We start from the raw sequence: 14,229 nt of genomic DNA on the forward strand, positions 1-14,229 counted from the left end.
CCCACGACTAAACTTGGAATTTGACCAGCGACAGGGGAGGGAAGACATGAACGGCGTCACCATCGCGATCGATGGCCCCGCAGGCTCGGGGAAGTCGACGGTGTCGAAAGAGGTAGCGCGAGCACTTCAGGGTGGCTATCTCGATACGGGGGCCATGTATCGCGCGGCAGCGTGGTCGTGCCTCAACAGCGGTGTCGACCTCGACGATCGCGAAGCCGTGACGGCCCACGTCGCTGAGTTCGACCTCGTGGTGCACACCAATCCCGATGATCCGGCGATTATCGTTGGCGGCACGGAAATTTCGGACCAGATCCGCTCAGAGGAAATCTCGACGTGCGTGAGTCGAGTGGCAACCAACACGGACGTCCGGGCCATCCTCCAGGAACGCCAGCGCGCCGTTCTGTTTACCACCGCAAACGAACTCGGGTTTTGTGTCGCTGAAGGCCGCGACATCACAACGGTCGTCGCCCCCGATGCCGACGTACGCGTGCTGCTGACGGCCAGCCCGGAAGCTCGACTAAGGCGCAGGGCGGGCCAGCTCGGTCTTGAGGAAACCGAAGACGTGCGCGAGCGTATGCGCGACCAGGTTCTTCGCCGCGATGCTGATGATTCGACGGTTTCCGAATTTACGGAAGCAGCCGAAGGCGTGCACCTTATTGACACGACCGACCTCGACATCGACGAGGTCATCAACACCGTGCTCGAGCTCGTTCCCGGAATCGAACTCATCGATGATGAGCCCGAGAACGACGAATCTCTTTCGGGGGAAATCCCCGAGGCTTTCGACGACAGCAATCTCGACGACGAGGCTCGCACGGCATCGCTGCGCGCCGGCCTCGAAGACTACGGCCTCGACGAGGAGGATCGCAGCCTCCTGACGGAGGAGTACGCCCCCGTTGCGAGCGCCGACGATGAACGAATGCTCCCGGTCCTCGCCGTGGTCGGCCGGCCAAACGTCGGAAAATCTACCCTCGTCAATCGCATCCTCGGGCACCGCGAAGCGGTCGTCGAGGATACCCCCGGGGTGACCCGAGACCGCGTGTTCTACGAAGCGAACTGGGCTGGCCGTGACTTTATGCTCGTCGACACGGGTGGTTGGGAAGACAAGGTTGACGGCATTGCCTACCGGGTCGCCGAACAGGCTGAACTCGCCATTGGCCTCGCCGATGCCGTGATGTTCGTCGTTGACGCGAACGTGGGCATCACTCACACCGACGAGCAACTCGTGCGTGTTCTCCGACGCTCCAAGAAGCCCGTGCTCCTCGTCGCTAACAAGGTCGACGACCAGCGAGGTGAACTCGAGGCCGCAGCCCTCTGGAATCTGGGGCTCGGCGAACCGCACCCCGTTTCGGCTCTTCACGGACGCGGCTCAGGAGATGTGCTCGACCGTATCCTCGACATCCTTCCGGAAGAAGGGCAAACGCGTGCCAAGCCAACTGGCCCGCGCCGCGTGGCTCTCATCGGTCGCCCCAACGTCGGCAAGAGTTCCCTACTGAACAAGCTTGCGCGCGAGAACCGCGTCGTCGTCGACCCTACCGCTGGCACCACACGCGACCCGGTCGACGAAGTCATCGAACTCGACGGACGCGAGTGGACCTTCGTCGACACGGCAGGCATCCGTCGCCGCGTTCGCCAAAGTGAAGGGGCTGACTTCTTCGCATCGATCCGGACCCAGGCCGCGCTCGATCGCGCCGAAGTCGCCGTCGTTCTCCTGGAAGCATCAGAACCGATTTCGACCCAGGACCTCAAGATCATCGACATGGTCCTTGAATCCGGCCGCGCACTCGTGCTCGCGTTCAATAAGTGGGACTTGATCGATGAAGAGCGGCGCGCCCAGCTCGAATGGGAAATCGAGAAGGACCTCTCCCACGTTCGATGGGCTCCCCGCGTGAACATCTCCGCTCTCACCGGGCGACACACGGACAAGCTCGTCCCCGCGCTCGATCTCGCACTCGAATCGTGGGACACGCGCATCCCGACCTCGCGCCTGAATGCCTTCCTCGGAACGCTAGTTGCGGCGCACCCGCACCCGTTGCGAGGCGGCAAGCAACCGCGCATCCTCTTTGCGACGCAGGCCCGTACGCGTCCGCCCCGCTTCGTGATTTTCGCTTCAGGCTTCCTCGAACACGGCTACCGCCGCTTTATCGAGCGTCGTCTGCGCGAGGACTTCTCGTTCGACGGTTCCCCCGTGGAGATCAGCGTTCGCGTTCGCGAAAAGAGAAAGAACAGGTAAGGAGGGACGCGATGCCCACGCCCGACTTCGTTCTTAAGCTCCGCGAGAAGATCGGTCACGACCACCTGTGGCTCTCGGGTGTGACGGTCTTCGTCTTCGACGACGACAGAACTCATTGCCTCCTCGTTCAGCGCGCCGACACCCACCAGTGGACGCCTGTTACGGGCATTATCGACCCGGGGGAGGAGCCCGCCCGTGCAGGGGTACGCGAAGTCCTGGAAGAAACGGGATGCGCGTGCACGATCGAGTTTCTCTCGAATGTGGGGGCCGTCGGGCCCGTCACGCATGCCAACGGCGACCTCGCAAGCTACCTCGATCTCGCCTTTGTGGCCACCCACGTCAGGGGAGAACCGCACCCGGCCGATGGTGAGAATCTCCAAGCCGCGTGGTTTCCGATCGACGACATGCCCGAGCTCAACCGTCGCTTTCGGGCAGGCCTGCGCCGCGCGATCGACCAGCTCTTCAGCGGTGACCGCGCGGCGTATTTCAAACGGTAAAAGCCTTCAGCATTCGTGCACGGGGCGCTCGAACACGACGGCCATGGGGGTCTGCTGCGACCCCTGCCCAAGTGGGTTATCCGCGAACTGCGCCTCGTAGTGCTCCCGCTCACGTGAAGCCGCAAGGCCCAGAACGTTGCGCCCGATATCGTTCGCATCCATCACGACGACGCCGTCGAAAGTCTCGACGAAACGCGCAGGGACGACCTCGCGAATAACATCCACGAGGTGAGCTGCAACGAGATCCGGATCCTTTGGCGGAAGTTTTGCCGAGACGTTCGACGGGTACACCGAGTATTCAGTTGGACCGTCGATCGCCCGGACATTGGCTCCCGCGTGCTCATAAAACACGCCGCGTTTGCCTCGCAGCTTCCCGAGGGCACCGAGGGCCGCGGCATACGTGATGCGGGCAAGCCCAGCCTCATTGATCGCGAGCTGCATCGTGACCGGGTCACCGAGGCCGATCCCCGCGGGGGTGCGTGTCACGAACCGTGACAGTTGCTTGGCGGCGAAAGACGGCTTGATTTCCCATACGAACCACGAACGGCCCTGCATGATCGCAATGATTTTCTCCGACACCGTGAAACTCCAGCGGCGGTTCTCGGTTGCGTGACGATCCTCGTTCGTGCCCCGCTCGTCAAGGTCCTTGAAGAACTGCTTGACGTAGCCCGCAATTTCCTCATCCATGCGCGAATCCTTGGAGAACTTCGCCGTCTGAATCGGGTAGCGGCGTGCTAGCGTCCCGTCGTTCAGCTCGAGATCGAGCTGTTTGCCCGCGTTAGCGGTGAGCGGGGTGTGCGGATCGGGCGGCAGCGACTGACCGTTATCGTCGGCCAGCACGCCGGAATCCTCATGCGCGTCGAGAGCCTCGAGGTCATCCGCGTCGAAGAAAACGCGCGCCCACAGTTCCGCACACGCGAAACGCCACAACTGGGCGGCGCTGACGCTCGAACGGCCATTGATGTGCGCATCGAAAGCCTTGAGAACCTCGGCTTGGTCAAACCATCCGCGGGTGCCAAAGGTCTGCGACGAGAACAAAGAAAAGTACGTGCCTTTAATGCGCTTAAACCAGGCTGTTTCTCGCTCCTGCATGGAAAGCGACGGGGCTTTTTCGTGTGCCTGGTCGTAGGCCGCCTCGATGAGGGAGCGTGTCCCTGCGCCCCCGAAGGCGGTCTCCTCAAGCGACGCATAGAAACGGAGAAGGTCGAGATCGGTGAACGGGGAGCGCACCATGACGTGACCGCCAAGCGCGTGTGCGGCTTTTGCGCGCTGCTCCGCTTCATGAGACCCGGAAGTCGCCAGCGGCGCGAGAGGGCCCTCATACTCGGGGGAGGGCTCGAAGCCAATCGCCCGTTCCCTTTCGCCGCTGCGCAGCGAGGGGCCGAGGAGGGATTCGCATCGATCACGTGCGCTCCCTCGCGCAGCACCCATAACGCGGGACAGAAGTGTGGATCGAGTGTCGGAAGCCCTGTGGAGCGCCGAGGCGCCATAGGTATCGAGAGCGAGCTGCTGTTCACCCTGAATGCACGCGCGAAGATGAAGCCACGCAAAGTAGGACTCGAGCGAGGCCGGAGGTTCTTCATACGTGCGAAGCACAAGCGGGAGATCCTTCTTCAAGCTTTGCGGCGTGCCCGTGACGACGCCCTGGTGCTCTCGGGCGTCGCTGGATGGGCCACCCGCGCTAGGTATACAGCGCAGGACTTCAAGCGGCGAATCGGCTGTGCGCACGGCATGCTCGAGGGCTTGTGAGGCAACCGGATCGAGCTCATTCACGAGGGCCGCCCCTTCGCCGGTGGCGCGTCGCGTGACCGCATCTGTGAGCCGCGTCCGGAACTCTTCGATGCATGAGTGGTCGGCGCGGCGCGGGTTCGAGGGAGCAGCGAAAACGTCTTGATGCGCGTCCAGGAGAGGAGTGCGCACGAGCCCCTCGCGTGCGAATTTCACCGACTCTCCCGGCAATACGCGAGCGATGCCAGAGAAGAATGTTTCACTACCGCGCTGAGTATCGCCGAGAAGGTAGCGGCGCAGCACGTCGGTGTTGGGCTCGCGCGGGATATCCGTGTGACGAAGGAGGTCGGCGATCGTGGAGGCAAACGCGATTCCCGTTGACGTGCGCGCGTAATAAAGAGGCCGCGATCCGAAAACGTCTCGCGCGAGGACGAGCGAGGAGTCAGCGTCCATGAAAGCCAGAGCAAACTCGCCGTTGAGCGTGGCGAGGCTGCCTACACCCTCCGCCTCGATGAGACGCGATGTAGCGTCGGACCCCTCGGAGCCCGTGAGAGCGCAGCGTGCCCCTGACGGCAATACGTACCCCTCGAGTGCACACCTCCCGCTTTCGATGACCTCTGGCCACGCCTTGATGTCCCCTTCGTGAGTCACATGACCGAAAAATGTGGGCATTGCACCAACCTCCATAAGCCTCATTTTGCTCTCGACTATAAGTCAGAGACATCGGGCGAAATACAAAGAAATGGGCGAGGCACCCGAAGTGCCTCGCCCATTGATCCGCGTCGGGCTGACAGGATTTGAACCTGCGACCCCACGACCCCCAGTCGTGTGCGCTACCAAACTGCGCCACAGCCCGCGGTTTTCGACTTGTCCACTATAGCCGAGGTGTTTGCCGAATCGCGAATTCACAAGGGTGAGGCGTGCCACGCTTGCCGCTTGGTCAAGAACAGCTAAAAGGTTCGCAGTGTTGGGCCAAAAAACGAACATATGCGCAAAACGCGGTGGCAAAATGGGATCGGAAGTTTTGGACTCTCATGCCGGTTCGCGGGATGGGGCGTGTGAAGAAAGAAGGTCTGCAACATGAATGAACACGTGTTTGACTCCACCCCCGAGCAGACCACCAAAATTTCTCCCATCGACGGCAAGGTGGAGTTCACCGAAGACGCCGAGCACGGTCTCTCTGCCCAGGATCGCCAGGCTGTTGAGGCGCTGCCCGCAGGCACGGCCCTCCTGATCGTGCGCAAGGGCCCGAATATGGGGGCGCGCTTCCTGCTCGACTCGGAAAGCACCGTGGCCGGCCGCAACCCGGAATCGGAAATCTTCCTCGATGACGTCACTGTGTCCCGTAAGCATGCGACGTTCGTGCGCACCGAAGGGGGCTTCCTGATTCTCGACATGGGGTCTCTCAACGGCACCTATGTGAACCGCGAGCTGACCGAGGAAGCCCACCTGAGTAACGGCGACGAGATCCAGATCGGCAAGTACCGTTTCACGTTCTTCACGCTCTCGTGAACCCGCGGCGAGAAAAAATTCTCGCCACACTTCGGCGCGTTTAATCCCGCAAGCTTGCAGGGATGGGTATTCTGTCCTCGAGACTTTCTCCCTTCCCCGACACGAAAGTCCTACTGGAGGCACACGTGAGCAAGCGCGATAGCAGCACCTTTGGTGCGCAGAGCACAGTCCCGGCAACCGAAGCCCAGGGAGTCCTTTTCGACGATCTCGTCGATACTCCCGGCGAACTCGGCTACCGTGGCCCGGCGGCGTGCAAAGCTGCGGGCATTACGTACCGGCAGCTTGATTACTGGGCGCGCACAGGACTCGTTGAGCCGAGCGTCCGTTCAGCCACGGGCTCGGGCTCGCAGCGCCTCTACGGCTTCCGCGACATCCTGGTGCTCAAGGTCGTCAAGCGACTCCTCGACACGGGTGTTTCGCTCCAGCAGATTCGTGTCGCCGTCGATGCCATGCGTGCGCGCGGCGCCGACGATCTCGCACAGATCACTCTCATGAGCGACGGTGCCTCTGTCTACGAATGTACGAGTGCCGAAGATGTCTTCGACCTTGTCCAGGGCGGCCAGGGTGTGTTCGGTATCGCTGTTGGTCGAGTGGCGCGCGAGGTTGAAACCGATCTTGCGATTCTTCCGAGCGTCGACCCGCAGCACGACGCCGCTGAGGCTCTTCGCGACGAACTCGCCGCACGCCGCGCGCGTAAAGCCAGCTAAAAGAACATCGACGCCTCGACGTTGAGCCGAGCCGTCACGCCTACTGGCGCCCCTTTATGCATGTCACGTCGGGATTTATCGACATGCGTAGAGGGGCGTTTGACATTGAGGCAACGAGGGGAACGGGCCCCGCGAAAGGCTGCGGCCCCTCGCGCCGGAAGCCCTAGGAGTTCTGACGCGAGTCCATGATCGTCGCGAGGAGGCGATCGAAATCCTCGGTGAGCTGCTTCGCGCTTGAACCTTCGTACGCGTGGAGGGGGATGGCCCCGCCCTGTGCCTGCTGAAGCCCCACGCGTTCTTCGAGAACGGGGTCGAGCACGCGATCCCCGAAGAGTTCGCGCAGCTCGTTGAGGCGAAACTGGTGTTCCACGCTGCGGGGGCGATAGCGGTTCACGAGGATCCCGAGCGGTTGCAAACGGGGAGCGATGCCGTTGTCATGGAGTTCATCGGCGAGCTTGAGTGCTCGGTCGGCAGCGGAAACGGCGAAGAACCCGGGTTCGGAGACGACGATGGAGCGATCCGAGGCTGCGAGAGCCATTTGCGTCAGGCCGTTGAGCGAGGGCGGGCAATCCACCAGGACGATGTCGTAGTGGTAGGAACGCTTGTTCAGCGCCTCCCGAAGGCGCCTTACGCTCCGTTGCGCGAGGGCGGGGGAGTCGAGCCTCGACGAGCGATGACTGCCCGGGATGATGTCGAGGTGGCTCGAGGCAGAAGCCTCGCCGTTTTCGCCAGCTACCCACGGAGATTGCACGATGGCACGGTCGACAGTCTCGGTTCGCCCTGACGCAATCACCTCGGCGATGTCGGGCTCACCTCCCGGGTGCCCGAGTAGGCCGAGAGTGGTATCGCCCTGAGGGTCGAGATCGAGGACAAGTGCGTTCACGCCCTGGTTGAGGGCCGCGGACGCGAGACCGAGAGTGACGGAGGTCTTTCCGACGCCGCCTTTGAGTGAATATACGCTGACGACAAACACGCTATTTAGCCTATCGAATCCGGGCCGGGGTCTTCGCCTTCCTCGTCCGTGTTTTCCGGCTCATCGAGGATTTCTTTGAGGAAGTCCTCGACTTCGGTCGTGAGGTTTTCGGCGCCGGGGAGGGGAGTGTCGGCACCGGGAGTGAGGTGCTGCACCATGCCGTCCATACGCGAGTAGTTGTCCTCGAATCCCTTGATGAGTGAGGCAAGCTGCTCGTTCTCAGCCGCACTCTGGTCGAGGGCTTCGCGCACCTCGGCAATCTTTTCCTCGAGCTTCTTGTTTGGCGTAAAAGCTGGGCCGCCTTCAATATCGAGCGCCGTAAATAGCGCAGGGAGAGCCGGGTAGTACTCGATCTCGTGCGCATAGGACGGCACGTGAGCGGCGAGGCCGATGATGGGGTGGCCAGCCTCAGCCATGCGTACAATGAGCAAAGCCGGGAAGGACGCCCGCATCTCGATGGTGCCCGGGAACGGGCTTGCGAGAACCAGGTCCTTGGGATCGCCCGCGTACCTGCTTACCGCGACGGGGCGCGTGTGCGGTGTAGCGCCGGGAAAACTCGTGGCGACGAGCGTGCGCGTCACGCCGAGCTGTTCAACGATGATCCTGACCGCGTGCGCCACGCGCTCCCACTGGAAATTAGGCTCGGGGCCGCTGAGAAGCAAGAACGGCGCCTCGCCCTCGGGCGAGACCTCGCGAAGAGTGAGCGCGGGGGAGGAGTACCCCGTGAGGTGATCCTGCTCGAGCGAAATGGGCGGCCGCACCGCCGTGTAGTCGATGACTTGATCGGAGTCGAACGTCCCCACGATGCGATTGGGATAGTTGTCCGTGATGAACTCGTCGAGTTTCTCCTGGACACGCCCGGAGTCGACAAAAGAGCCGAGAGTCACGACGAGCGTGCTCGCGTGAAGGGAACGTGAGTCGACATCGCGTTCATAGCTGAAGAGCGTGGTGGGATCGAGCACGGAAAACCTCCTAATGTGCACGGTTTATACACCCTAGAACGCCCGGCTGGCGAAGAGTTATTCCGCTGCCGATTAGACTTGTGACGTGGCTGTTCACAAAATCGTTCTCTTTTATGTTTTTACTCCGCTTGCCGACCCGGAGGCAGTGAAGCTGTGGCAGTTTGCACTCGCCGATTCGCTGGGCCTCAAGGGCCGCGTGATCGTCTCGAAAGACGGCATTAACGCGACGGTGGGCGGTGAGATCGGCGCGGTGAAGCAGTACGTCAAGCGTACGCGAGGTTACGCGCCGTTCCGAGCCGCCGACATCAAATGGTCCGACGGGACAGGCCGCGACTTTCCAAAGCTCTCCGTGAAGGTCAGGGAAGAACTCGTGACGTTCACCGTTCCCGAGGAAGTCAAGGTGGGAGCTGAGGGCGTCATTGGCGGGGGAGAGCACCTGAGTCCCGAGGCCCTGCACGCCCTCGTCGACGCCCGAGGGTCGGACGTCGTCTTTTTCGATGGTCGTAACCGCATGGAGGCGGAAATTGGCCGTTTCCGCGGCGCCGTTGTTCCCCAGACGGAAACGACGCGCGATTTCGTCGGCGAGCTCGAATCCGGCATGTACGACGACCTTAAGAATCGCCCCGTGGTCACGTACTGCACGGGCGGAATCCGCTGCGAGGTGCTCACGGTACTCATGAAGAATCGCGGCTTCAGCGAGGTGTACCAACTCGACGGCGGGATCGTCCGCTACGGGGAAAAATACGGCAATGATGGCCTGTGGGACGGTTCCCTGTATGTCTTCGATGGGCGCATGCACATGGAGTTCGGCGGCGGTGCCGAGTCGCTTGGGTCATGCGTTGCGTGCGGAGAAAAAACGCCGGTGTATGTCAATTGCGTGAATCCGGCGTGCCGCCAGCAGTTCTTGCGCTGTGAGGCGTGCACGAGCAAAGGTCTCGCTCCCGCGTGTGGTCAGTGTGAACAATAGCTTTGTGCGTCACCGGCGCGGTGAGGGCTGGTGTCGTTGTGCGGGGTAGGGGTCCGACGATTGATGAGCAGCCGTCGGACCTAGACCCGTGAGGCGCTTTCCGCACCGACTTTACATAACGTACATTATCGGCATAATGCGTGTGGCGGGGCGAAACTGCGCCGATGCCAAACCCCCACAACTTCTATGCAATTCGCGTGAGGGCTTCTTGGTAGCTAGGTTCCGCTTTCTTGAGTCGTGCGATCACGTAAGCCGTGACGGGAATTGCCGCGTACTGCACGATGACCTTGTACAAGAAGCCGAAGCCCGTGTAGTTCAGCCACTGGCCGAATGTCGTAATCCCGAGCACCGGCGCGGCAATCGTGCAGAAAATGATTGTGTCGACGAGCTCGCCCGTGCCGCTTGACATGAGTAGTCGCGCGACGATGCCGGGCTCGCCCGTGCGGCGCTTCATTCGGCTCACAATGAACGAGTTCAGGCTCTGCCCGGCAAGAAAGCCGCACAGAGAAGCAAGAACGATCTGCCATACAGGCCCAATCGCGAGCTCGAGCGCGCCCTGTTTCGCAACTCCATAGTCGTCGTCGAAGCCCGGGAGCCAAATGATGACGGCGTAACACACGACCGCGAAAACGTTGAGAGCGAACGACGTCAGGATGGCGCGGCGCGCTGCACGCGGTCCATACAGCTCGGTAATGATGTCGCCGAGGATATAGGCAAGAGGAAAAAGGAAGAACGCCGCGTCGGTAATCACGAATCCGATCGTGACGCCCTTGGCGGCGCCAATGCCGGAAATGACGACGACGACGGCCATGAGCGCGCTCAGGACGTCATAGTGGGAGTTCCCTCGTTTCGCATACACGGCCTTGCCGCGTGCGTCGCTTGCGGGTTGGGCGGAAGCGTTATCGGTCATGCGCCTACTTTAAAGTGAGTCGCACCGGTTCTCGCGCTCCCAGGTTCGTGTCGTGCCGCGAGGCTCACTCCCCCGGCACCGAATGACGGGGTCATGGCCTGCTCTAACAAAAGTTTCTCGAGGTTGTGTTCGCTGCGATCGGCTGAGGCTCGACGGCATCGGCGAGGAAACTCACCACGCCGTCGTCGTTACGCTCGACAAGGCCACGCAGGCGAACCGCGGGAGCTGTGCGTAAGAGAGCACGGTTCGCTCTCCAAAAGCCCTGGGAACACACGACGTTGAGGATGCCCGTTTCGTCCTCGAGCCCAAGAAACGTTATGCCCGTGGCGGTTGCAGGACGCTGGCGATGCGTGATGAGTCCCGCCGTCCACACTCGCGTGCCGTGCTCGGCTTTTTTCACCTCCTCAATGGGAAGCACCTCGTTGTTGAGCCCTCCTTCCCGAGCAAGCGTGAACGGATGGCGCGTGGGAGAGATCCCCGTGGCCCATGTGTCTGCTGCCATGAGTTCGGCATCGCTCATTCCGGGAAGCGTGGGAGCGTTGTGCGCGAGGGCGAGGCCAGGAATCGTCCCGGGATTCACGCCTCCCGCCGCACCCGCACTCCACAAAGCTGCGCGCCTTGAGGGGGCGAGTGAGTCAAGTGCCCCAGCCGTCGCAAGCGCCTCGAGTTGGTGCGTGTTCACGCCCGTGCGATGCGCAAGATCGGCAATTGACCGAAAGGGAGCGCGCGCACGCTCCTCGCATATCTCCTTGGCGAATGCGCGCGAGATCCCGCGCACCGACTCGAGTCCAAGGCGAATCGCCGGCCCGCGCGCGGCCTCGCTGCCACAGACCTGCGGTGGATGCCCGCCCTCGCACGACTCTGCACGCTCGGCGAAAGTTGTGGCCGTGTGCTCGGCATCGACCTCGAGATTTGCCCAGGCGTCGCTGCGGGTGATGTCCACTCCCCTCACCTCAACGCCGTGTCGGCGGGCGTCCGAGACGAGCGACTGAGGTGAATAAAACCCCATCGGCTGACTCCGCAGCAGCGCGGCCGTGAAGGCTGCAGGAAAGTGGCACTTGAGGAAAGCGCTCGCATACACGAGATAGGCGAAGGAATAGGCATGTGACTCGGGAAAGCCATAGCTCGCGAACGCGAGAATTTTGCGGTAGACAAGCTCGCATTGCTCGGGTGTGAGGCCGTTTGAGGCCATGCCCTCGAACATCGCCTCGCGCATCGCCGCCATTTTTTGGGTTGAACGCTTCGACCCCATCGCGCGGCGTAGCTGGTCGGCTTGCGAGGGCGTAAAGTCCGCGAGGTCGACCATCATCTGCATGAGCTGCTCCTGAAAGAGCGGTACCCCGAGAGTGCGGCCGAGGGATTTCTCGAGAAGAGGGTGGAGATAGGTGACGTCCTCGGCGCCGGAACGCCTGCGCAAGTACGGGTGCACGCTTCCACCCTGGATGGGCCCAGGGCGAATGAGGGCGACCTCGACGACGAGGTCATAAAACTCACGCGGCTTGAGGCGAGGCAGAGTCGCGATTTGTGCGCGCGACTCCACTTGGAACACCCCCACGGCATCGCCCCTGCACAGCATGTCGTACAGCGCCGGGTCCTCTTGCGGGATGCTCGCGAGGGTCAACGACTCTTGGTGGACTCGTTCGATGATCGAGAAAGCGTGGTCAATGGCCGTGAGCATACCGAGACCAAGGAGATCGAATTTCACGAGTCCCGCATCCGCGCAATCGTCTTTGTCCCACTGCACGACCGTTCGGCCTTGCATGCGCGCGTGTTCGATCGGCACGACATCAATGACGGGCCGGTCGCACAACACCATCCCGCCCGAGTGGATCCCGAGGTGTCGCGGAGCATCGCGAAGCTGGGTGGCAAGGGTCTTCACGTCCTCGGGGATGTTCGCCTCGCGTAAAGACGAAAAGGATCGTTCGATCATCTGTGCGTAGGCGTCCTGCTGCCCCACGCTATAGCCGAGTGCTCGTGCCGCATCGCGGACCGCGAGCCTCGCCTTATACGAGATGACGTTCGCGACCTGCGCGGCGTTCTCGCGCCCGTAGCGTGTGAAGACGTATTGGATGACCTCCTCGCGCCGGTCCGCGGCGATATCGACGTCGATATCCGGTGGGCCATCGCGCTCGGGAGCGAGAAAACGCTCGAACAGTAGTCCGTGAAAGACCGGATCAACCGACGTGATACCGAGGCAGTAGCACACGGCGGAATTCGCAGCCGAGCCTCTCCCCTGGCACAGAATCCCGTGTGCGCGGCAAAACTCGACGATGTCGTAGACGATAAGAAAATAGCCGGGAAAGCCGAGTTCAGTGATGATGCGAAGCTCATGATCGATCTGTTCCCACGCTCCCTCGAGGCGCGGGTTTGCCCTCGGCCCGTAGCGCGCCTCTCCGAGACGTTCGGTGAGGGCCCGAAGCCAGCTTTCCTCGCTGTGGCCCTCGGGGGTGGGCGCAGGAGGAAGGTGTGGAGCGACGAGGGAGAGATCGAACGCGAGGCTCGAAGAGAGATGCGCGGCGGTCGTGATCGCGCGCGGGTAGCGCGGCACGAGTTGTGCAAGCTCCGCTCCGCTTCTGAGATGGGCCAGACGTGACGGGAGAAAAGGGTCCGCGTCAGCGAGGCTGCGCCGTGCGCGAAGTGCGGCGTGGACATCCGCGAGGTGCTTGTGTTCTGGGCGTGCGTAGTGTGCGTTGGAGGTGAGAGCGACGGGCAACTCGGCTTCGCTTAAACCGTGTTCTTCTCGCACGATGCGTGCACCTTGCACGAGCGCGTCGTGAAGTTCGGATTCGAGGGAATCGCCCGTGAGGGGAAGTTCCACGATCACGCGCGGGGCTTCGCCATCGCGGGCGGGAGCACCCGGGGCTTCAAGCGTGCCGGTTGCGCGAAGTGCGGCCTCGATTCCGCGCGCGGCCGCATACGCCGATTGCTCTAGGTCGCCTTGCGGGAGGAGAGCAAGGAGCTCTTGCGTGAATGGGGATTTTCGGCACCCCGTGAGAACGACGATGTCGCCGCTTGCGAGCGCCTCGACCACGCCTGCAGCACTGTAGAGCGGCGTGCCCTTGCCGGGGCCGGCAAGGTGCGCACGCGCTATGAGGGACGAAAGCCTTCGGTACCCCGCCGCCCCACGCGCGAGAAGCACGAGGTGTTCGCCCTCGGGATCAGCGCTGCCCGTGCGTGGCGCGCTTGCCGCAGCCGCACGAAGCGGAGAGGGGCATGCGGACGGCCCCGGGAGTCCGGCTGTAAACCCTGCGGGAAGCGTCAGTTCAGCGCCGTAAATCGTGGGCAGGCCGGCTTCCGACGCCGCCTTCATGAAGCGGATGGCTCCGTAAAATCCATCGTGGTCGATGAGTGCGAGGCCGCGCAGTCCGAGCCGTGAAGCTTCGGCAACCATGTCCTCCGGGCTCGAGGCTCCGTCGAGAAAACTGAAGTGCGAATGCGCGTGAAGCTCGGCAAAGGGGATGTCAAGCTCGGCATTGAGGGCTGAGGCGTGCCGGCGTTCGCTTTGCCCTCGCGGGTGTTCCCTTTCGTGTGTGGTGCCCGCATTCACAAGCGTCACCGTGGGACGCACGGGAACCGGCCGATCGCTCAAAACCGCCTCGAGATCGCGCCACGATGGCGGGCCAAGAAACCACTTACTCATGCCTGCCCCTGCACTCATGTTCACCCGGCAAGACGCACAATCCACCACGTTCACGTGCGTCACACGGGACCCACGCACAACAGTCGCCCGTCACGACACC

The 14,229-nt window shown here is 62.4% G+C and carries 10 protein-coding genes and 1 tRNA gene; 5 read left to right on the plus strand and 6 right to left on the minus strand.

The window, feature by feature from the left end:
- Window positions 1-46: 46 nt before the first annotated feature.
- Both der and HMPREF3176_RS04695 read left to right on the plus strand, forming a co-directional pair.
- Window positions 47-2,233: a bifunctional cytidylate kinase/GTPase Der gene (der, locus tag HMPREF3176_RS04690; protein WP_034373215.1), complete on the plus strand. Its 2,187-nt coding sequence runs from the start codon at window positions 47-49 to the stop codon at window positions 2,231-2,233.
- Between the two features lie 11 nt (window positions 2,234-2,244).
- Window positions 2,245-2,730, plus strand: a complete 486-nt coding sequence (locus HMPREF3176_RS04695) for an NUDIX hydrolase (protein WP_016664590.1) — start codon at window positions 2,245-2,247, stop codon at window positions 2,728-2,730.
- Window positions 2,731-2,736: 6 nt separating this feature from the next.
- On the opposite strand, the gene HMPREF3176_RS04700 is transcribed toward HMPREF3176_RS04695, so the two are convergent.
- Together HMPREF3176_RS04700 and HMPREF3176_RS04705 are read right to left on the minus strand one after the other, a co-directional pair.
- A complete protein-coding gene (locus HMPREF3176_RS04700; RefSeq protein ID WP_168161945.1) occupies window positions 2,737-5,130 on the minus strand; it encodes a hypothetical protein in 2,394 nt (797 codons plus the stop codon).
- Window positions 5,131-5,240: 110 nt separating this feature from the next.
- Window positions 5,241-5,314: transfer RNA gene (locus HMPREF3176_RS04705), tRNA-Pro, on the minus strand.
- Window positions 5,315-5,538: 224 nt separating this feature from the next.
- On the opposite strand from HMPREF3176_RS04705, the gene HMPREF3176_RS04710 reads away from it, so the two are divergent.
- Window positions 5,539-5,970, plus strand: a complete 432-nt coding sequence (locus HMPREF3176_RS04710; protein WP_061211961.1) for an FHA domain-containing protein — start codon at window positions 5,539-5,541, stop codon at window positions 5,968-5,970.
- A gap of 125 nt (window positions 5,971-6,095) precedes the next feature.
- Window positions 6,096-6,677, plus strand: a complete 582-nt coding sequence (locus HMPREF3176_RS04715) for a MerR family transcriptional regulator (RefSeq protein ID WP_016664587.1) — start codon at window positions 6,096-6,098, stop codon at window positions 6,675-6,677.
- Between the two features lie 163 nt (window positions 6,678-6,840).
- Here HMPREF3176_RS04715 and HMPREF3176_RS04720 read toward each other — a convergent pair whose 3' ends face one another.
- On the minus strand, window positions 6,841-7,650 hold the full coding sequence (locus HMPREF3176_RS04720; protein WP_016664586.1) for a ParA family protein: 810 nt from the start codon (window positions 7,648-7,650) through the stop codon (window positions 6,841-6,843).
- A gap of 5 nt (window positions 7,651-7,655) precedes the next feature.
- Complete coding sequence (locus HMPREF3176_RS04725; RefSeq protein WP_034373208.1) at window positions 7,656-8,612, minus strand: PAC2 family protein; 957 nt, start codon at window positions 8,610-8,612, stop codon at window positions 7,656-7,658.
- An 85-nt stretch (window positions 8,613-8,697) separates the two neighbouring features.
- On the opposite strand from HMPREF3176_RS04725, the gene HMPREF3176_RS04730 reads away from it, so the two are divergent.
- Window positions 8,698-9,579, plus strand: a complete 882-nt coding sequence (locus tag HMPREF3176_RS04730; RefSeq protein WP_070436061.1) for an oxygen-dependent tRNA uridine(34) hydroxylase TrhO — start codon at window positions 8,698-8,700, stop codon at window positions 9,577-9,579.
- Window positions 9,580-9,763: 184 nt separating this feature from the next.
- Here HMPREF3176_RS04730 and HMPREF3176_RS04735 read toward each other — a convergent pair whose 3' ends face one another.
- Together HMPREF3176_RS04735 and HMPREF3176_RS04740 are read right to left on the minus strand one after the other, a co-directional pair.
- Window positions 9,764-10,489 (minus strand): queuosine precursor transporter, encoded by a 726-nt coding sequence (locus HMPREF3176_RS04735; protein WP_070458578.1) that lies wholly within the window; start codon window positions 10,487-10,489, stop codon window positions 9,764-9,766.
- A gap of 103 nt (window positions 10,490-10,592) precedes the next feature.
- Window positions 10,593-14,129 (minus strand): error-prone DNA polymerase, encoded by a 3,537-nt coding sequence (locus HMPREF3176_RS04740; protein WP_070458580.1) that lies wholly within the window; start codon window positions 14,127-14,129, stop codon window positions 10,593-10,595.
- Between the last annotated feature and the right edge of the window lie 100 nt (window positions 14,130-14,229).

The organism is Dermabacter sp. HMSC08H10, assembly GCF_001807585.1.
In the GTDB taxonomy this organism is placed as follows: domain Bacteria; phylum Actinomycetota; class Actinomycetes; order Actinomycetales; family Dermabacteraceae; genus Dermabacter; species Dermabacter hominis.